This is a genomic window from Pseudomonas edaphica (assembly GCF_965277385.1).
GTDB classification, from domain to species: Bacteria; Pseudomonadota; Gammaproteobacteria; order Pseudomonadales; family Pseudomonadaceae; genus Aquipseudomonas; species Aquipseudomonas edaphica.
In genome coordinates, this window is sequence record NZ_OZ255725.1 from 3,385,653 (window position 1) to 3,405,892 (window position 20,240).

Annotated in this window: 14 protein-coding genes; 10 read left to right on the forward strand and 4 right to left on the reverse strand. The window is 62.2% G+C overall.

Annotated features, from left to right (window positions below):
- Positions 1-2 precede the first annotated feature (2 nt).
- From ACQY47_RS15210 to ACQY47_RS15255, 10 genes are all read left to right on the forward strand, one after another.
- Positions 3-1,292 (forward strand): DotU family type VI secretion system protein, encoded by a 1,290-nt coding sequence (locus ACQY47_RS15210; protein WP_017135828.1) that lies wholly within the window; start codon positions 3-5, stop codon positions 1,290-1,292.
- A complete protein-coding gene (tssM, locus tag ACQY47_RS15215; protein WP_428549977.1) occupies positions 1,289-4,789 on the forward strand; it encodes a type VI secretion system membrane subunit TssM in 3,501 nt (1,166 codons plus the stop codon). The genes ACQY47_RS15210 and tssM overlap by 4 nt, the downstream gene beginning before the upstream one ends.
- Positions 4,786-5,439, forward strand: a complete 654-nt coding sequence (tagF, locus tag ACQY47_RS15220; protein ID WP_017135830.1) for a type VI secretion system-associated protein TagF — start codon at positions 4,786-4,788, stop codon at positions 5,437-5,439. Before tssM ends, tagF begins: the two co-directional genes overlap by 4 nt.
- On the forward strand, positions 5,440-6,159 hold the full coding sequence (locus tag ACQY47_RS15225; RefSeq protein ID WP_017135831.1) for a PP2C family protein-serine/threonine phosphatase: 720 nt from the start codon (positions 5,440-5,442) through the stop codon (positions 6,157-6,159).
- Positions 6,156-9,134, forward strand: a complete 2,979-nt coding sequence (locus ACQY47_RS15230; protein WP_428549982.1) for a serine/threonine-protein kinase — start codon at positions 6,156-6,158, stop codon at positions 9,132-9,134. The genes ACQY47_RS15225 and ACQY47_RS15230 overlap by 4 nt, the downstream gene beginning before the upstream one ends.
- A complete protein-coding gene (locus ACQY47_RS15235; RefSeq protein WP_428549985.1) occupies positions 9,134-9,838 on the forward strand; it encodes an ABC transporter ATP-binding protein in 705 nt (234 codons plus the stop codon). The genes ACQY47_RS15230 and ACQY47_RS15235 overlap by 1 nt, the downstream gene beginning before the upstream one ends.
- Positions 9,838-11,022 (forward strand): ABC transporter permease, encoded by a 1,185-nt coding sequence (locus tag ACQY47_RS15240; RefSeq protein ID WP_017135834.1) that lies wholly within the window; start codon positions 9,838-9,840, stop codon positions 11,020-11,022. Before ACQY47_RS15235 ends, ACQY47_RS15240 begins: the two co-directional genes overlap by 1 nt.
- Positions 11,015-12,727 carry a formylglycine-generating enzyme family protein gene (locus tag ACQY47_RS15245; RefSeq protein ID WP_428549989.1) on the forward strand — a complete coding sequence of 571 codons (1,713 nt, stop codon included), beginning with the start codon at positions 11,015-11,017 and terminating at the stop codon, positions 12,725-12,727. Before ACQY47_RS15240 ends, ACQY47_RS15245 begins: the two co-directional genes overlap by 8 nt.
- A gap of 84 nt (positions 12,728-12,811) precedes the next feature.
- The gene (gene tagQ, locus ACQY47_RS15250; RefSeq protein WP_017135836.1) at positions 12,812-13,738 is read left to right on the forward strand and encodes a type VI secretion system-associated lipoprotein TagQ; all 927 of its coding nucleotides are present in this window, start codon (positions 12,812-12,814) and stop codon (positions 13,736-13,738) included.
- A gap of 124 nt (positions 13,739-13,862) precedes the next feature.
- Entirely contained in the window at positions 13,863-14,243 is a 381-nt protein-coding gene (locus tag ACQY47_RS15255; protein WP_017135837.1) for a hypothetical protein, read from the forward strand.
- Between the two features lie 56 nt (positions 14,244-14,299).
- Here ACQY47_RS15255 and ACQY47_RS15260 read toward each other — a convergent pair whose 3' ends face one another.
- The 4 genes from ACQY47_RS15260 to ACQY47_RS15275 form a co-directional block, all read right to left on the reverse strand.
- Positions 14,300-15,190: a hypothetical protein gene (locus ACQY47_RS15260; RefSeq protein WP_428549993.1), complete on the reverse strand. Its 891-nt coding sequence runs from the start codon at positions 15,188-15,190 to the stop codon at positions 14,300-14,302.
- 424 nt (positions 15,191-15,614) lie between these two features.
- On the reverse strand, positions 15,615-17,015 hold the full coding sequence (locus ACQY47_RS15265) for an aminoacyl-tRNA deacylase and HDOD domain-containing protein (protein WP_017135839.1): 1,401 nt from the start codon (positions 17,013-17,015) through the stop codon (positions 15,615-15,617).
- Between the two features lie 77 nt (positions 17,016-17,092).
- Positions 17,093-19,168 (reverse strand): ATP-dependent DNA helicase RecG, encoded by a 2,076-nt coding sequence (recG, locus tag ACQY47_RS15270; RefSeq protein WP_026013586.1) that lies wholly within the window; start codon positions 19,166-19,168, stop codon positions 17,093-17,095.
- A gap of 8 nt (positions 19,169-19,176) precedes the next feature.
- Entirely contained in the window at positions 19,177-20,097 is a 921-nt protein-coding gene (locus tag ACQY47_RS15275; RefSeq protein ID WP_017135841.1) for a hydrogen peroxide-inducible genes activator, read from the reverse strand.
- Between the last annotated feature and the right edge of the window lie 143 nt (positions 20,098-20,240).

The window sequence follows — 20,240 nt, forward strand, 5'->3', positions numbered from 1 at the left end:
CGATGCATCCCAATGATGATGACCGCACCCAGTTCATGCCTCGCCCAGGTGGTCGTGCACCGGAACCTGCACGTGCCGAACCGGCGCCTTTGTCGATGCCGGCCGCGCCGATCCTCACCGGCAAAAGCCAGGGCCTGAACCCGTTGGAAAGCGCCGCCGGGCCGCTGTTGGCGCTGTTGACGCGCCTGCGCAACACCATCGCCCATCCGGCGCCGGCCAGTTTGCGTGCGCAGTTGCTGGCCTACCTGCGCCAGTTCGAAGAGCGCGCTGAAGCCGCCGGTGTGGCGCGCAACGAAGTGCTGCTGGCGCGTTACGCGCTGTGTACGGCGCTCGATGAAGCCGTACTCAGCACGCCATGGGGCAGTGCCAGCGACTGGGGCAAGCAGAGCTTGTTGATCACCGTGCACAACGAAGCCTGGGGCGGCGAAAAAGTCTTCCAGTTGCTCGACCATTGCCTGCAAAGCCCGCGTGAGCGCCTGTACCTGCTGGAGCTGTTGTACCTGTGCATGTGCCTGGGTTTTGAAGGCCGCTACCGCGTGATGAATGACGGTCGCAGCCAGTTGGAAGCCTTGCGGGAGCGCACCGCTGCTGCGATTCGCAGTGCGCGTGGCGAGCACGAACGCGAACTCTCGCCGCATTGGCGCGGCGTGACGGTGGCACGTGATCGCCTCGCGCAATTCATGCCGCCGTGGATCGCTGTGGCCATCGGCCTGGCGCTGCTGCTGGCGTTGCTGTTTGGCTTGCGCATGAAACTGGCGTCGGATGCGGAGCCGGTATTCAAGAATATCCATGCCCTGGGCGAGATTCCGGTGCAGGCCATCGACCGCCCGGTGGCGCAGCCCAAGGTCATCGAGCGGCCGCGTCTGGCCGGCTTCCTCGTGGAAGACATCAAGGCGGGCCGCGTGGCCGTGGAAGACAAGGTCGACCGCTCCGTGGTGACGATTCGCGGCGATGAACTGTTCGCGTCTGCCAGCTCCAGCATCCGCGATGACTTCGAGCCACTGATGCTGCGCATCGCTGACGCCATCCGTAAGGTAAAGGGCCAGGTCCGCGTGACCGGGCACAGCGATAACCGCCCGATTGCCACGCTGCGCTTCCCGTCCAACTGGGCATTGTCCGAAGCGCGGGCCAAGTCGGTGCTGGACATCCTGGCGGCCAAGACCGGCCAGGCGGATCGCTTCAGCGCTGAAGGCCGCAGCGACACCGAGCCGGTGGCGACCAACGCCACCGCCGAAGGCCGTGCCCGCAATCGTCGGGTTGAAATCACCGTATTGGCGGAGGGCGTCGAGTGAAGGCGTTTTTCAGTTTCATGATTCGCTGGGTGATCCCCGTGCTGGGCCTGATTGCCCTGAGCCTGATCATCTGGTTTGTGGGGCCGTTGCTCGACGTGCTGGTGCCGGAAGGGCGGCGCTGGATGTTGATTATCTTGGTGTTTGCGCTGTGGGTCGCCTACCGCGTAGTGCGCATTATCCAGGCGCGCCGCCAGGCCGCCGAAGTGATGCGCAGCCTCGCCGCAGAAACCCCGGCCGACCCCAACAGCGTCGCCACGGCCGAAGAGTTGTCGACCTTGCGCCAGCGCATGGACGAAGCCCTGGCATTGCTGAAAAAGGCCAAGCTCGGCGGTGATGAGCGCCGCAATCTCTATGAGCTGCCGTGGTACGTGATCATTGGCCCACCGGGTTCGGGCAAGACCACCGCGCTGGTCAATTCCGGCCTGCACTTTCCACTCGCTGCGCAGTTGGGCGCCGGTGCTGTGCGCGGCGTTGGCGGTACGCGCAATTGTGATTGGTGGTTTACCGACCAGGCCGTTTTGCTCGATACCGCCGGCCGCTACACCACCCAGGACAGCAACTCCACAGTGGATAAAGCCGCGTGGCTGGGCTTTCTCGATCTGCTGAAAAAGCAGCGTTCGCGTCGGCCCATTGATGGCGCGTTTATCGCCATCAGCCTCTCGGATCTGCTGCTCGGTACGGAGGCCGAACGCGCCGCCCATGCGGCGGCGATTCGCCTGCGGATCCAGGAGCTGTACACCCAATTGGGCGTGCGTTTCCCGATCTACCTGATGCTGACCAAGCTCGACCTGGTGCCAGGCTTCATGGAGTTCTTCGACAACCTGAGCAAGGAAGACCGCGCCCAGGTGTGGGGCATGACCTTCGCCCTGGACGACGGCAAAAACAGCGACAGCCCGCTGGCCCATCTGCAAAGCGAGTTTGCGGGTCTTGAGCAGCGCCTGAATGAGCGGCTGGTGGAGCGCCTGCAACAGGAGCGTGACCCGGCGCGGCGTGACCTGATCTACGGCTTCCCGCAGCAGTTCGGCGCGTTGAAAGATTGCCTGCAAAGTTTCCTCGAAGGCGTGTTCAAACCCAACGCCTTCGAAGAGCGCGTGTTGCTGCGCGGAGTCTATTTCACCAGCGGCACCCAGGAAGGCAGCCCGATTGATCGCTTGATCGGCGCCATGGCCCAGAGCATGAACCTGGACCGCCAGCACCTGGCACGACAGAGCGGCACCGGGCGCAGTTATTTCATCGAAAAGTTGTTCACCGCCGTGGCGTTTGCCGAGCGTGGGTTGGTGGGTGTGAACCCGAAAGTCGAGCGCCGCCGCAAGTGGATTGCACGCGGTGTGCTGGCCGCTACCATCGCCCTTGTGGTGGTGGTCAGTGGCCTCTGGTGGGTGAGTTATCGTGCCAACCAGGCGTATATCGCCCAGGTTGACCAGAAGGTTGCGCCGCTGGGCCAGACCGTACAAAACCTCAGCCCGGCGCAGCGTGAAGTGCTGGCAGTGTTGCCGCTGCTCAACGTGGTGAAGAACCTCGCGGGCGATTCGCCGAGCTGGTCCGAAGGCCTGGGCCTGTATCAGGGCGATATGCTCGAAGCCGAATCTGCCAGTGTCTACCGCAAGCTGTTGATCGCGGTATTCGCGCCACGCCTGGTCACGCGCATCGAAGAACAGCTGCATGGCGGCGGCAATTCCGACTTCCTCTATGAAGGCCTCAAGGCCTACCTGATGCTCGCCGATAACGAGCACTACGACCCGGACTTCATCAAGGCCTGGGTCGCCCTGGATTGGGACCGCAACCTGCCTCGTGACCTGCCGGCCGATCAGCGCCAGGCGTTGACCGGGCACTTGCAGGCGCTGTTCGACCGTCACCCGCCGAATGCGCGGCTGGACCCACGCCTGATCGATGACCTGCGTCGCCAACTGCAACAGCTGCCGGTGGCGCAACGCGTGTACGACCGGGTCAAGCGCCAGAAGCTGCCCGAGGGCATCCCCGACTTTCGCCTCAACGAAGCCGCCGGCCGTGATGCTGCGTTGGTGTTCAGCCGTAAAAGCGGCAAGCCATTGGGCGAACCGTTGAGTGGGTTCTTCACTGCCAAAGGCTATCGTCAGGCGTTCCTGCTCAGCAGCCTGAACCAGACTGGCACGCTCGCGGAAGAACAATGGGTGTTGGGCCGTGAGCAAGCCGATCAGCAGAACGTGGTGAGCCTGGCCGCCGACGTGCGCCGCCTGTACTTCCAGGACTACCAGCGCCAATGGGACGCCTTGCTCGCGGACATCGACTTTGTGCCGATCACCAGCGTGGCCCAGGCGGCCGATGTGCTGCGGGTGATTTCCGGCCCCACTTCGCCGCTTAAAAAGCTGCTGGTAGCCGTGGCCAAAGAGACCGACCTGCAAGCTGAAGAACGCCAATTGGCCGCCAAAGGCGTGCCGGTGGAAGGCGGTGTCGACAAGCTCAAGGAACGCCTCGGCAGCCTGCTCGGCCAGGAGCAACCAAGCGCTAATGCACCGCAAGCGGCGGACGATCCGGTGACCGCGCACTTTGCCGAACTCAATAGCATCGTCAGCAAAAACGAAGGCGAACCGGCGGCCATCGACGGCCTGTTGGCGGACATGAACGCGCTGTATGTGCAAGTCAGCGCCATGGTCGGCGCCAGTGGCGACGCCTTGCTTGGCGAGGCCAAGAACCAGGCGGCCGCTGCGGCCACGCGGGTCAGCTTGAATGCCGAGCGCCAGCCGCCGCTGGTGCAGGGCATGGTCAAGTCGGTGGTCAACTCCACCACCAACAGCATGATGGGCGGGGTGCGTAACCAGCTGAATGCGGCGTGGGTGAGTGAAGTGGTCAACGTGTATCGCCAGTCTCTGGCGGGGCGTTATCCGATGTCGCCGGGCAGCGCGCGGGACGCCACGCTCGATGACTTCGGCCAGTTCTTCGGCGTGGGCGGGGTGATGGATAACTATTTCCGCAAATACCTGCAGCCTTACGTGGATACGTCCGCACAGACCTGGCGCTGGCAGCCGGGCGCGGCGCAGAAGCTTGGGATCTCGCCGGGCGTGCTGCAAACCTTCCAGCGTGCGGCGGCTATTCGTGACGCGTTCTTTAGATCGGGGGGCACCCAGCCGATCGTGCGTTTCGAGCTCAAGCCGGTGTCGATGGACCCGACCATCACCCAGTTCCTGCTCGACCTCGACGGCCAGCAACTGAGCTACGACCACGGCCCAAGCCGGCCGGTAGCGATGCAATGGCCGAACCCCGGCAGTATCGGCGTGGTGCGTATTTCGATCACGCCGCCGTCGGCCAGTGGCCGTTCCGGCGTGACCCTGGACGGCCCATGGGCATGGTTCCGTCTGCTGGAGCAATCGGACCTGAGCGCCGGCAATTCGCCGGACCGCTTCAACCTGCGTTTGCGGGTTGATGGCGCGAGCATCGCCTACGAGTTGCGCGCCAACAGCGCCTTCAACCCGTTCAAGAGCCGCGTACTCAGTGGCTTCAGCCTGCCGGAGCGGCTATGAACACGCTGGGCTTCTACGGCAAGTTGGCCAGCCGCGGTGACTTTGTCAGCCGCGCCTTGCCCCAGAGTTTTATCGGCCCGTGGGACAGCTGGCTGGCCGCAGGTTTGCTCGCCAGCCAGAGCAGCCTGGGTGGCGATTGGCTAAACGTCTATCTGGTCAGCCCGTTGTGGCGTTTTGTGCTGGCGCCGGGCGTGTGCGGGCCGGACGCGGCGGCAGGCGTGGTGATGCCGAGCATTGATCGGGTCGGGCGCTATTTCCCGTTGGCCGTGGTGGCGTTGCTTGATCACGACACTAACCCGGCGTCATTGGTGGGTGGCCCGGACACCTGGTTTGAGCAGGCTGAAGAGCTGTTGCTCAGCACCCTGGATACTGGCGCCACGTTTGAAGGCTTTAACGATGGCGTTGACAGCCTGGGCATCCCGGCCAGTGAACCGCGCGCGGTAGACAGTCGCTTCGCGGGCCTGCAGCGGGTCGCCGCCACCGTGCCCCACAGCCGCATGACCGCACTGGCCGAGCAGGCTTGTGAGGGTGCCAGCCTGTGGTGGGGCCGTGGCTCACAACGTATTTCCCCAGGTTTATTGCGGTGCCAGGGTTTGCCGGCTGCCGGCGATTTTGCGCAGTTTTTGCTCGGACAAGAAGGTGTGGTGTAGATGGGGGCGACGTTTAAATCCGCGAGCAAAAGCCATGTGGGCATGGTGCGCCAGGTCAATGAAGACGCGTGCCTGGACCTGCCGGAAAACCGCCTGTGGGTGGTAGCCGATGGCATGGGCGGGCATGCGGCCGGCGATTACGTCAGCAGCTTGATCGTCGACAGCCTGCGCAACGTGCCGGTGGGGCGTTCTCTCGATGAATACTCGGCGGCCTTGCGCAATGACCTGATCCGCATCAACGCCACGGTGCGTGAAGAAACCGCCAACCGTGGCGTGAGCATGATGGGCAGCACCGTGGTGGTGCTCGCCGCACGTGGCCTGCGTGGCGTGTGTTTATGGGCCGGCGACAGTCGCCTGTACCGCCTGCGCGAAGGGCAGTTGGACAGCATTTCCCGCGATCACAGCTACGTGCAGGACCTGCAAGACAGCGGCCTGCTCAGCGAAGCCGACGCGCGCGTGCATCCTCGCGCCAATATCGTCACCCGCGCCGTGGGCGTGGAGGCGCAGTTGGAAGTGGCGGTGACTGACCTGCTGATTTCCCCCGGCGACAGCTACCTGCTGTGCAGCGATGGCCTGAACAAGACCGTCGAAGACCATGAAATACGTGAAGTGCTGAGCCACGACGCGCCGGACGAAATCGTGCGCAGCCTGGTGCACCTGGGGCTCAACCGTGGCGCGCCGGACAATATCACTGCCATTGTCGTGAAGGTCTCGCCATGAACATTGTGATCCCCGGCTACGACATCGAAGGCGAGATCGGCGAAGGCGCCATGGCCAGCGTGTACCTGGCGACCCAGCGCTCGCTGGAGCGCAAGGTGGCCTTGAAGGTGATGGCGGCGGCGCTGGCGGCCGACCCGAGCTTCTGCGAGCGCTTCCTGCGCGAGGGCAAGACCCTGGCGCGCCTGTCGCATCCGCACACGGTGACCATCCATGACATCGGCAATGTCGGTGAGCTGTACTACATGGCCATGGAATACCTGCCCAACGGCACGCTAAAGGAGCGTATCGCCGCCGGCCTGACGCCGGAGCAGGGCGTGACGCTGATTCGCCAGATCGCTTCGGCGTTGGGCTATGCGCATGCACAGGGTTTGGTACACCGCGACGTCAAACCAGCGAACATTCTGTTTCGCGCTGACGGTACCGCCGTGCTGTCGGACTTCGGCATCGCCAAGTCCCTGGACGATCGCACCCAGTTCACTCAAGCCGGTTTTGCCGTGGGCACGCCGAGCTATATGAGCCCGGAGCAGGCGCGTGGCCAGGAAATTGATGGCCGCGCCGACCTGTATGCGTTGGGCGTGGTGCTCTACGAAATTCTCGTCGGCAAGTTGCCGTACAACGGCACCGATGCGCTGTCCACTGCGCTGGCGCATCTGACCGAGCCGCTGCCGGAACTGCCGGTGCACCACGGGCGTTATCAGGAGGTGCTGCGCAAGCTGTTGGCCAAAGACCCGGCCGAGCGTTTTCCGGATGCGGCGGCGTTGCTGCGCGCGCTCGACCAACTGCCCGCAGATTCGCCGGAAGCCACGCTGGTGCGGCCGTTACCGATTCCGCTGAGTTTTGACTTGGCCGGAATGACGCCAGTGTCCATCGAGATTCCGACCGACAAACCCCAGCCGCAACCGGTGCGTCAACCGGTGGTAACTCCCACGCAACACCGCGCCGTGTCCGAGCAGCGCCGTGGTCCGGTGCTGGCCCTGGCCGCTGTCGCTGTGGCGGTTGCACTGGCTATTGGTGGCGTCAGTTACTGGTGGCTGAGCGGCAGCGATGAACCTGCCAAACCGCCTGTCGCCGTGGTGCCCAAAACCACGCCACCGCCGGCGGTAAAGCCGGTGGTGGCCGAGGCGGATGGCGGCCAGCGGCCGTTGCTGATGGCCGGTAAAAAGACCTTGTTCCAGCGCGTGCTCAGCAAGCCGGGCGCCAAGCTGTCCCATGATGCCGGTGGTGCAGCAGACGAAGCCCTGCCGGCGTTTTCGGTGCTCTATGTTTACCAGCGCAAAGACATCGACGGCAGCCCGTGGGTGCGTGTCGGCGCCGCAACCGATGGGCGCAGCGATGGTTGGTTGCCCGCCGCTCAAGTCAGCGACTGGAAGCAAAGCCTGGTGCTTAAGTTTACCGAGCGCTCGGGCCGGGCGCCGGTGATGTTCCTGCGCCAATCGGCGCAGGTGGAAAAGCTGTTGGCTGATCCCGCCGCCGCCAAAAACGTGTTGGCCAAGGCGCAGAAGAACCGCGAAGACAATCAACAGGTGCTGGCGCTTGAACCGACAGCCAGTGCTGTGCCGCAGAACCAGTTTTACCTGCTGCCGATTTTTGATTCCAAAGAGAGCTTCGACGAAAACGGCCAGCCGGTGCAGTTGCTCAATGTGGCGTCCATCGACCCGGGCAGCGCGGCGGCCAAGCCGGCCACCAAAGCAATCGCCGCAGACGCTTTCCGCACGGCCGTGGTGTTGGTGGTCGACACGACGGTTTCGATGCAGCCTTACATCGACCAGGTTCGCGATGTGGTGCATGAGTTGCAAACTCGCATTGCCGAGCGCGGTGAGCTTGATAGCGTGAGCTTCGGGCTGGTGGGCTTTCGTAACAGCATCAAGAAAACCCCTGGTTTGGAATACGTCGCCAAGACGCTCATCAGCCTTGATCAGGGCCGCGACCCGCAGCGCTTCCTCGATATGGCGCGTCAGGTCAAAGCGTCCACGGTGTCCAGTCACTCGTTCAATGAGGACGCGTTTGCCGGGGTGATGCAGGCGGTCGATGGCATGGATTGGTCTGGCTACGGCGGGCGCATCATTTTGCTGGTCACCGATGCCGGCGCGCTGCGCAAGAACGACCCGTTCGCCGCCACCCAGATGAACGAAGCCGAAGTACGCCAGGCGGCACTCGGCAAGCAGATCAAGATTTACGCCCTGCACCTGCGTACCGATGCCGGCAAGAAAACCCACGCCGGTGCCGAAACCCAGTACCGCGTGCTGACCGCAGACGCCAACCCGCAGATCGGCGACCTTTACACGCCGGTGCCCGGGGGTGATGTACACAAGCTGGGCGAGCGGGTTGATGAGATTGGCACAGTGTTCGCCAACCTGGTGCACCAGGTACGCAGCGACACCCCGCAACCGGTGCCATTGCTGAGCGCCGCGCCGAGCCTGGCGGACAAATCCGCAGCAGTCGGCTACGCCATGCACATGGACTTCCTCGGCCGTAAAACCGCCAGCCAGGCGCCGCAACTGGTCAGCGCCTGGACCGCCGATCGTGACCTGACCAACCCGGCGCTGCCGGCGTTCCAGGTGTGCGTGATGCTCACAAAATTGCAGCTAAACGACCTGCAGCAATCGCTGAAACTGATCGTGGATGCCGCGCGTAAAACCCAGACCTCGCCCAAGGATTTCTTCCAGGAAATTGCCAGCGCTTCAGCCTATATGAGCCGTGACCCGCAGGCCCTGCGCAAGGGCGGCAACCTGGCTGACGGTGGCCTGCTCGGTGAATACCTGGAAGGCCTGCCGTACCGCAGCAAGTCGCTGAACATGACCCAGGACTTGTGGTTGTCGCTGAGTGTGGCCGAGCAGGAAGACTTTATCGACGAGCTGGATTCGAAAATCCGCCTCTACGAAACCTTTCACAATGATGTGGCCAACTGGGTCCGTTTCGGCGATGCCGAGCCGGGCGATGCGTTGTACCGCGTACCGTTGTCGACGCTGCCGTAATGCTGAACTTGAGCGCGGTGCACAAAAGCCGGGGCACGGGGAGCCAGCGTTACAGCCTGGTGATTCCGGCCTTGCAGCTGCGTGCCGGTGAGCAGTTGGCGATTATCGGGGCCAGTGGCTGCGGCAAAAGCACTTTGCTGGATTTGCTCGCGCTGGTGTTGGCGCCGGATCAGGTGGGCCGGTTTGAATTCGACAACACCGATATCGGCGGGCTATGGCGTGCCGATCAGCAATCTACCCTGGCTGCGCTGCGCAGCCAGCACTTGGGTTACGTGCTGCAAACCGGCGGCCTGCTGGGTTTTCTCGATGTGCGCGGCAATATCGCCTTGTCGCGGCAATTGCTGGGTTTGAAGGATGACGGCAGCGTGGCGCGCCTGGCTGAGCAGCTGGAGATCAGTGACCAGTTGACGAAGAAACCGGCGGACCTGTCGGTGGGCCAACGCCAGCGCGTGAGTTGCGCCCGTGCCTTGGCCCATGCGCCGCAATTGGTGCTCGCGGATGAGCCGACCGCGTCGCTGGACCCACTGAATGCCGAGCGCGTGATGCAGGCGTTGCTGGCCCAGGCCCGCGAACACCGTGCCGCCTGCGTGATCGCCACCCATGACGAACCCCTGGCCCGCGCCAGCGGCTTGCAGGTACGGCGCATCGGTTGCCGCCGCGACCCTGATGGCGGCGTCACGGCCACGCTCGGGGAGGTGTGCTGATGCGCATCGGCTTGGTGGCCTCGCTGGCCTGGCAGGATTACCGCAATGACGCCTGGCTGTCGGCCTGTTCGGTGCTGGCGCTGGTGGCGGTGATCGCGCCGCTGCTGGTGTTATTCGGCCTGAAATTTGGACTGGTTGGCAGTTTGACCGAACGCTTGGAGACCGATCCGGCCACCCGTGAAATTATCCCATTGGGCGGTGGTCGATTCAGCAGCGAATTTATCCAGCAGCTAGGTCGGCGCAGCGATGTGGCCTTTGCCGTGCCGCGTACCCGGCAAATTGCGGCGACCGCGCAGGTGGGCACGCTGGCGTTGGAAATGCTGCCGACGGCGGCGGGTGACCCGTTGCTCAGTGGTTTGCCAATGCCCAAGGGCCTGGACCAGATCGTGCTGAGCCACACCGCAGCCGAAAAGCTTGCGGCGCGGCCTGGGGATTGGCTGGAAACCCGCTTTGCGCGGCAAGTGGCGGGGCGCGTCGAAGCCCGCAACGCGCGCCTGCAGGTGCTGGCGGTGTTGCCGTTGGAAGCCTTCGCCCGTGACGGCTTGTTTGCTGATTTGGGCTTGCTGGAAGCGGCGGAAGATTACCGCGATGGCCGTGCCGTGCCGGTGTTGGGCTGGGACGGGGATGAGGTCGGGTTGAACGAGCAGCGTGTGTACCCGGCGTTTCGTCTTTACGCACGCAACCTTACTGATGTGGAGCCGCTGCGGGTGTATTTCGCCGGGCAGAATCTGTTGGTGTCGACCCAGGCACAGACCATCGCCCAGGTGCAGTCGTTGAGCCGTAACCTGTCGTTGGTGTTCTGGATTATTGCCGGGCTGGCCTTGGTCGGGGCGTTTGCAGCGATCTTCGCCGGGGCGCTGGCGGCTGTCGCGCGCAAGCGGCGGGAATTGTCGGTGTTGCGCCTGTTGGGGTTTTCCACCGGCGCACTGTTGTTGTTTGTGGTGTTGCAGGCGCTCTACAGCGCGGGGTTTGCCGCCGTGCTGAGCGCCGGGCTGTATGGCCTGGCCGAGGCTGCTTTGAATAAACTATTTGTGCAAGGGGCGGGCGAATATGCCAGTCACCTGCTGGCGCGTCACTACGTCCTGGCCCTGGTTGCAATCCTCGGCGTCAGCGCCGTGGCGGCGGCCTGTGGCGGTTGGCGAGTGGCGCGGATCCAGGCTTCTGAAGGAATCAGAGATGTATAAGTTACTGGGCGCCTGTGTGGCGCTGAGCCTGGCCTCGTTGTCCTGGGCCGATGAAGCGAGTGACAAACTGGATAACCCCAAGCCGTTGCCGGATGACGTGAGCCTGCCGCTGCCCTGCGAAGGCAATATGGTGTTCCGCTACGCCTACGTGCTGGCCCAAGGCACGCTGGATGACCGCGAGATCAGCCTCGGTTACCCCTTTGCCGAAGGCGAGGCGGGTTATCAGCAATCGTTTATTTCCGGCTACCGCCGCGACTTTATCAACGGCCAGTTCACGCTCAAGGATCTGCCCAAGGACTGGAACAAAGTCATCGCGCCGTTGATGCCGAAAACCGACGCCAAAACTCCGCTCAAGCCGATGCTGTATTTCATCGGCAAGTACGAAGTGACTGCCCGCCAGTATGCGCAGGTGATGTCCCAGGCGCAGTCGCTGGCCAGCGGTGAACCGGCTCCAGCCTGTGATGCGCCGACCGGCATGGCCGCACGTTTGCCCAAGGTAAAACTATCGCGTTTCGAAGCTGAACGTTTCTCGGCGGTGTACAGCGCCTGGCTGATGAAATACCACCGTGAGCTGCTGCCGGTGAGCGGCCGCGGTTCTTCGGCCGACGACGGCGGCCTGGGTTTTGTGCGCCTGCCCACCGAAGTGGAATGGGAATACGCTGCACGCGGTGGCCAGGCGGTGAGCCGTCAGGAACTGGAAGGGCGGCTGTTCCCGCGCCGCGTCGACGGCAGCGAGAGCGACGGCCCGCTGGGTGATTACGCGGTGTTCAACCAGGTCGCCGGCGGCACCGGTCAGGCTGCGCGCTTGATGCCCATCGGCACCAAATTGCCCAACCCCATCGGCCTGTTTGACGTGATCGGCAACGCAGCGGAAATGGTTCAGGAATCCTTCCAGCTGGTGCATGCCGGGCGCCGCCAGGGCACCTACGGGGGCTTTGTGGTCAAGGGCGGCAACTACCTGGAAGGCGAGGGCACGCTGTTTACCGGCATGCGCCGTGAGTACCCGTTATTCGCCGCTGACGGCACCGAACAAAGCAACGAAACCACCGGTTTTCGCGTAGCGATCGGCGCGTTGTCGGCGCCGCGCTCGCGCTACAAGGAGCTGTTCGACCAGTGGCAGAAAGAAGGCCGCCTGGCGTCGCTGACTGACGCCATCGATGACGCCCAGGACCCGACCAAGCGCCTGGACAGCATCATTGCCGCCAGTGTCGACCCCAAGCTGCAAGCCGAACTCGGCCTGGTCAACGAAGAGCTGAAACGCAACGTCTCGCTGATTGCCCAGCAACGCGAAGAAGCCGCGGGCAACCTGATCCAGTCGGCCGCGTTGGTGGCCGAGACCATCAGCAATTACAACATCCGCCTGGCCAACTTGCAGAAGAGCCGCCAACAGGCCAAAGACAATAAGGATGAGGCCAGCGCGCAGCTGTTCGACATGGCCATCACCAATGGCCGCAGCGCCCTCGACGGCGCAGTGGCGATTTACATCGACAACCTGGCCACCGGCACGCGCTACACCGATGCGGTGATCCAGGCCCAGTTTCAAAGGATCAAGGAAGAGTTGGATCGCAAGCCAGTGCTCGGCAAGAGCCTGGTGACGCGCGCGACACTGTTCGTTCGCCATGTCGGCAACTACCGCAAGCAACAGCGGGCCGACCCGGCAACGATCTTGAAGGAATTGCTCGCAGCGAGCGGTCAGCGGTCTTGACCGCTGGTTGTATGGCGAGCTTGGAAAGGACTCAGGCGGCGGTGGGCCGTGCTGGGCAAGTCAAACTTAAAAGAGAACACACCTATGCTTTTTTCCCGTAAGGCGGTTTCCAAGCGTCACCTGCTGCTGATCGCAGCTGGTTTCAGCACCGTGTTGACAGGTTGCGCCACGTCGCCGGCTTCCAAGGTCGCGTCGAGCACCAAGGTCGAGTACTACCCCAACTGCTACGAGCCGGTGCAGCACTTGCGTGCAACCGATTCGAACATGACCAAGTCGGTCGTCACCGGTGCGGCGCTTGGCGCAGCCGGCGGTGCATTGCTGGGCGCGCTGACCGGCGACTCCGACAAGCGTGGCCGTAATGCCGCCATCGGTGCAGCGGGCGGCGCCCTGGCGGGTGGCGCAGCGGGTTACTACACCGAGCGTCAGAAGCAGATCACCGATGACAACCAGCGCATCGCGTCCTACTCCACCGACTTCAATAAAAGCGCGTCCGACATCGACCGCAGCACGGCCTACGCCAAGGCGTCCCAGCAGTGCTATCAGAGCGCATTCACCAAGCTGGTGGCCGACCGCAAGGCCAAGACCGTCAACGACACCGAAGGCCGCAAGCGCCTGGCGGAAATCGTGGCTGGCTTGAAAGAGTCCAATGACCTGATCGTTGCAGTGAACGGCAAGGCCAGCGAAGACTTGAACAACTACACCCAGGCTTACGAGCAAGACCTGAAACAAGTGGGTGTGCAGCGTGCTGACGTAGTGACCGTGGCCCAGGCCGACACGACGCCGCAGGTGGTGCCGGCGAAGAAAGGCAAGACGCCTGCCAAAGTCGCCAAAAAACCGGTGCTGCCAACCGTGCCGAAAGAAGCGGTGACCACCGAGAAGAGTATTCAGACCGTGCAAACCAAGCAGGCTGAAAGCAAGCAGGTCGCCAGCGCTGGCAAGGCGCAGATCGAAGGCACCTGCCGCGATCCGAACCTGGCCGACTGGGCGCCAGTGCCGTGCCCTAACGTTTAAGCAACATGTTGCTATAAGCGTTAAACGCCTGCCGATCTCCTGCTAAAGCGCGAGATCGGTGGCGTTCTGCCGGTAAATCGTTACACTGCTGCGGCCACTTAATAAATACACTGAGGCTGTGTGCATGAAATTTCGTCTTCTGCTGTGGGTGCTGGGCCTGATGATGGGCAAAGCCAGCCGCACCAATCCTGCCTTTCAGCAACAGTTGGGTGATAAAGACCTGGCGTTCCAGTTGCAGACCCTCGACGGCAAGGTTGCCCGTCACTTCATCGTCAAAGACCAGCGCATCACCAGCCGCTCAGGTGTTCACCCGGCGCCGGCCTTTGCTATCGCCTTTAAAGATGCCGCCTACGGCTTCGCCACGATGCAGGCGAAGAACAAGCAACTGGCGTTCATGACGGGGATTCAGGACAAGTCGATCCAGATCAAGGGCAACCCGGCGTTGGTGATCTGGTTCCAGGGGCTGACCAAGTATTTGAAGCCGCGTAAAAAAACAGCTGGTTAGCTTTTTGGAGCCCTCGGGGCACAGAAACCCCGAGGAGAGCCAGTATAAGTTGACCGTCAGTCCTGTTGGTTTACACGTATACGACGGTCTTTGGCTGGGTCGAATCTGCCTGAAAACCGTATGTCTCCATCGGTCACATGTTGCCGGCTCTTATATTCGTTGGTTTCGGTATTTCCGGCACTTTCATGAATGTCGACTTCGGTATCAAATTGCCGGTAAAGTTTTATAGAGGTGAATTGGGCCTTGGTCTGGATATACGTGTTGTCAGAGCGGCCAATAATAGTGTCGCTTGTACCTTCGGCGGAGATCGCCGTTCGAGATGAATCGCTGGGTGTACCACCCCTTATAGTGTTTTTTCCCGCGCCACCATTAATGAAGTTACTGCCTGTACCTCCTGCCAAGGTATCATCGCCGTTTTCACCGTATAATTCTCCGCCGCCATAGGCTAGTTCACCGGTATCATCGTCGTCGCCCAGATATACTTGAGCGTAGCCGCCTCCCGTGCTCACGGTGTCTTTGCCTGGGCCAGTGTGAATGGTTACACTGGTCTTGACGTCAGGGGCTATTTTTACACGGTCATCGCCACCGCCGCTGTCTATGAACAGTTTGCCTTGATTGCCCTCGGGGTTAGAGGCGTCGATGTCCAGCTTGATGGCTTGCCCATTGATAATGGCGACGAAGCGATCATTAATAACTTTTATATCGATTTTATCATCCGCATGTCCCGTATAAATTCTTACTTCGGAGGCGGGGTGATAAGCGCGGCCATTGACGTTTTGTGGTGCGCCTGGGTCAGGCGTCGTTACAACCAGTACGGTCCCATATTGGTCTCTGCGAGGTGTAAGACTGCCGTTGACGTTTACAGAGGGTTCGGTAACTGTAGGTGAAGGGTAGGCGCTTATTGGGTTGTTAGTTATAAAGTTGCTAGCAGTGGATGAAATAGACATAGGCAGAATCCAGAGTTTTAATGATGAGAAAACTTACCGGTATGCTCTATGTGGATTAGTTGCGCGTGACAGTTCCGTATCAGATGTTACTTTATGTTTGTAAGTTGTTAGAGTGCCATGAATTTCGTTGGGGTAGGTATGTCACATTCGCCTTCGCGGCTCAAAAGGCGAGGAATAATTAACTGGCATTATGATGCGATTCAGGATCAGACCATCCAGATCAGGGCAGCCCGCTGCTGTTGATCGGGTTTCAGGGGCTGACCAAGTAGTTGAAACCGAGGAAAAAGAAGTAGGTCTTTCAGGTAGACCCAGTTGGATTCATCGCAGGCCAGCCAGCTCCCACATTCGACCGCGTTCTACAGTTGGAACGCAGTTAAGTGTGAGAGCTGGTTTGCCTGCGAAAGCTATGTAGCAGGCGACAGACTTATGCCTGGCTGAACTGGGACGCGAGTTCGCGTAGCAGCACCTCGGCATCCAGTACCTTGCCGACCACTTCCTCAGCCTTTTCCCGGCTCAAGCCCAAACGCTCGATCAGGGCGTCGGGTATCGCCTCATCCGGCCCGGAACCAATTCCACGACTGCGCAGCAAACGTACCGCCAAGCACACCAGGTTGGGATATTCAGCATATTGCCCGTCATAGGTCGGGTCGTGCTGAAAGCGCAGGGCGGTGGACAGTTCGTCCGGCATGTCCCAGTAGCGCATCAGCCAGGCGCCGATCTGCTCGCGGCTGATGCCCAGCAGGTGCTGCTCGACATAGCTGTGACACAGGTGCGGGTTGACCTCCAGGTGGCGACAGATCAGCGAGAAGTGCGGCGGGAATACATGGGCCAGCAGCAAGTAACCGAAGTTATGCAGCAGGCCGGCCAGGTAGGTCAGGCCAGCTTCCGGGCGCTGGGCGCGGGGCATGGCGCGGGTCAGGCCTTCGATCACAGCAGCGGTATAGATCGACTGGTGCCAGTACGGCGTGGACTGGTGCGGGTGGTCCTTGGGCAGGCTCAGGGTTTTGCCCAGGGCCAGGCCCAGCGCCAGGTTGATCACCAGGTCAAAGCCCAGCACGCGTACGATGGCGTCTTCCACTGAACGAATCTTGCCTGGCGAGGCGTAGTACGGCGACGCTGCCCAGCTCACCACTTGGGCGGCGAGGGCTGGGTCGGTTTCGACGACGCTGGTGATGTCATCGATGGTGGCGTTGGGGTCGACGCGCAGCTTGATGATTTTCTGCGCGGTGTCGGCCAGCGGCGGAATCTCGATGGTCGCTTCCAGACGCTGCTGGATTCGGCGGGCGGTGAACGCCTGCATCGCCTGGGTGATTTCCTCGCGGTCATCGTTCGGGCGATCGAGGTTGGGGCGGATGTTGCTCAGCGGTTCGCCGAAGTGCCCGGCGCTGGCCTTGGTGAGCATGGTCTTGAAATCGATGCTGGCGATTTCCAGCAGCAGCCCGGCTTCGCCGGAATGCACCAACAGGCTGGGTTCGCTGAGCAGGCTGCCTTCATACAGGCACGGCGAACTGGTCAGTACCGGCAGGCCGGGCAACAGGCTCAAGTCGTGCTTGGCCAGCATGCGCTCGATGCGGTCCGGCGACACGGCCGTGAGGCGGCGGCCGGTGAGTTCAGCCAGGCGGTTGAGGTCGAGTAACTGGCTTTGCGGGAACAGCACCATGAGTGCGCCCACGGCATCTTCCAGCAGTACTGCCTGGACTTTTTGTGCGGGATTCAGGCCGGCGTGTTCGGTCACTTCCGTGTAGGGGATGGCGAGTTTTGCGAGCAGAGCCCGAATGACCGGCGGGGCGGTCAGTGGGGCTGTGGCGAGGGCAACTTCTGACATGGCCTGATCCAATTTCGTACAGTCACCGAAGTATAACCAGCTTGATACAACTGTTGGTTGGATAAGTGAGTCAGGCGTCACACTTGGCCGTATTGCTGCCCATGCCTGAGCCAGCGATCCAGCAAAGGGCTGACATGCTCGGGCCAGCGCTCCAAGAGCGCTTGCGCCGCATCACGCACGGCCGGTAACAAGTCGGCGTCGCGCATCAGGTCGGCGACCTTGAATTGCAGCAGGCCGGTCTGGCGAGTACCAAGCATTTCGCCGGGCCCGCGCAGTTCGAGGTCTTTTTCGGCGATGACAAAACCGTCGTTGGTCTCGCGCATGATGCCCAAGCGCTGACGGCCGATCTGGGACAGCGGCGGGTGGTACAGCAGCACGCAGTGGCTGGCTGCGCTGCCCCGGCCGACACGGCCGCGCAGTTGGTGCAGTTGGGCCAGGCCCAGGCGCTCGGGGTTTTCGATGATCATCAAACTGGCGTTGGGCACGTCCACGCCGACTTCAATCACCGTGGTGGCCACCAGCAGTTGCAGGTTGCCAGCTTTGAACTCGGCCATCACCGCGGCTTTTTCCACAGGCTTCATGCGCCCGTGGATCAGCCCGACCTTCAGCTCGCCCAGGGCACTGGTGAGGTCCTCAAACGTGGTCTCGGCGGCCTGGCAGGTCAGCTCTTCGGATTCTTCGATCAGCGTGCACACCCAATATGCCTGACGGCCTTCGGCGCAGGCGCCGCGCACGCGTTCGATGACCTCGACGCGGCGCGTGTCGGTGACCAGCACGGTATTGACCGGTGTGCGGCCGGGCGGCAGCTCATCGAGGATCGACGTGTCGAGGTCGGCGTAGGCGCTCATCGCCAAGGTGCGCGGGATTGGTGTGGCGGTCATGATCAACTGGTGCGGGTTCATGCGCCCGCCCACGCCTTTCTGGCGCAAGGCCAGGCGCTGTTGCACACCGAAGCGGTGCTGTTCGTCGATGATCACCAAGGCGAGGTTCTTGAACTGCACTTCGTCCTGGAACAATGCGTGAGTGCCCACCACCATCGGTGCGCCACCGGCAATCTGCTCCAGCGCCGCTGCGCGGGTCTTGCCCTTGAGCTTGCCGGCCAGCCACGCCACTTCCAGGCCCAGCGGTTCGAGCCAGCGCTTGAAGGTGATGAAGTGCTGTTCGGCGAGAATTTCGGTGGGCGCCATCAGCGCCACTTGGTAACCGGCTTCCAACGCCTGCAAGGCGGCGAGGGCGGCCACCACGGTTTTACCTGCGCCCACGTCGCCCTGGATCAGCCGCAGCATGGGTTCGTGCTGGCTGAGGTCGTAGGCGATTTCATTGCCCACGCGTTGCTGGGCCCCCGTTGGCGCAAAGCCGAGGTTGGCCAGGTATTGCGCAGGTAGTCGCGTGGCCTTGGGCATCGCCGGCGCGCGCAGGGAGCGCATACTTTCGCGCAGGCGCTGCTGGGACAGTTGGTGCGTCAGCAGCTCTTCAAAGGCCAGGCGATGCTGGGCCCAGTGATGGCCCAGTGCGAGTTCGTCGACGTCGGCGTCGGCGGGTGGGTTATGCAGGTAGCGAATCGCATCGTCCAACGGCGCCAGTTGGTAGTCGCGCGCCAGCTCCAGAGGCAACCAGTCGGGCAGGCTTTTGGGGCCGAGCATCGTCAGCGTTTGCATGCACAGCTGGCGCAGGCGTTGTTGGGTCAGGCCTTCGGTCAGCGGGTAGATCGGCGTGAGTGTGGTATCGACCGGAGGCGGCTCGTCGCCGGTGATTGCGCGGTACTCCGGGTGGTAGATTTCCAGGCCGGATGCGCCGGGGCGGGCTTCGCCGTAGCAACGCACGCGAGTGCCACGCTTGAGGCCTTCCTTTTGCGCGTTGCTGAAATGGTAGAAACGCAGGCTCAGGCCGCCGGTGCCGTCCTGCAGGCGCACGACCAAACTGCGGCGCTTGCCCATCACCACATCGGCGCCGCTGACGGTGCCTTCGACCACAGCATCCTGCCCAGGGCGCAAGTGGCCGATGGGCACCACACGCGTGCGGTCCTGGTAACGCAGGGGCAGGTGGAACAGCACGTCCTGGAGGTTCTCCAGGCCGACCTTGGCCAGCTTTTCGGCCATGGCGTCACCGACACCTTTGAGTGCGGTGACCGACACCTGCGACAGCTCTGTCATACCGTTAATCAGCTCGCAGCATTCGGCTTGGCCACCGAGCACAGACGGACCGAGTCGGCCAGGATCTCAATGGCTTTCGGGCGCGGGAAGCTCGCGCGCCAGGCGATCGCCACAGTACGGAACGGCACCGGCGGCGTGAGTGGGCGCACTTCGATCACGCCGGGGGCGTAGTGATGGCTGTCCACTGCCGACAGCGGCAGGATCGAAATACCCAGGCCGGAAGCGACCATATGGCGAATGGTTTCCAGGGAGCTGGATTCCACGGTGGTATGTTTGGCGCCGTCGTTGCCCTTGGTCAGGGTCGGGCAGGCTTCCAGTACCTGATCGCGGAAGCAGTGACCTTCGCCCAGCAGCAGCAAGCTCTTGTCGTTGAGCAGGCCGGCGTCGATGGTGTCCTTTTGCGTCCACGGGTGGGAGGCCGGCATCAACACGTAGAACGGTTCGTCGTAGAGCGGCAGGGTCAGCACGTCTGCTTCGTTGAACGGCAGGGCGATGATGATCGCGTCCAACTCGCCATTGCGCAGTTTGTCGCGCAGTACATGGGTGAAGTTTTCTTCGATATACAGCGGCATCTGCGGCGCAACGCGGTGCAGTTGCGGAATCAGGTGCGGGAACAGGTACGGGCCGACGGTGTAGATGGCGCCGACTTTGAGTGGTGCAGTCAGCTGGTTCTTGCCGGCCTGGGCCAGCTCGCGGATGCTTTGGGCTTGCTCCAGTACCTTTTGGGCCTGGGCGACGATGCCTTCGCCCACCGGCGTGAGGCGCACGGCGCTCTTGCTGCGCTCAAAAATCAGCACACCGAGTTCGTCTTCAAGCTTCTTCACACCCACCGACAGCGTCGGTTGGCTGACATGGCAACGCTCGGCCGCGTGGCCGAAGTGCTGCTCTTGGGCGAGGGTCACGATGTAGCGTAATTCTGTAAGAGTCATAGCGGGCGTCCATGAGGTTGCGGGCCAAGCATACCGGCTGCAATCGATAGACGCACGTTATCAGAACTTTGATGGGGATTGAGCGGGGAATGTTGAGGATTTTGCTGAAGTGGTGAAACCAAATGTGGGAGCTGGCTTGTATG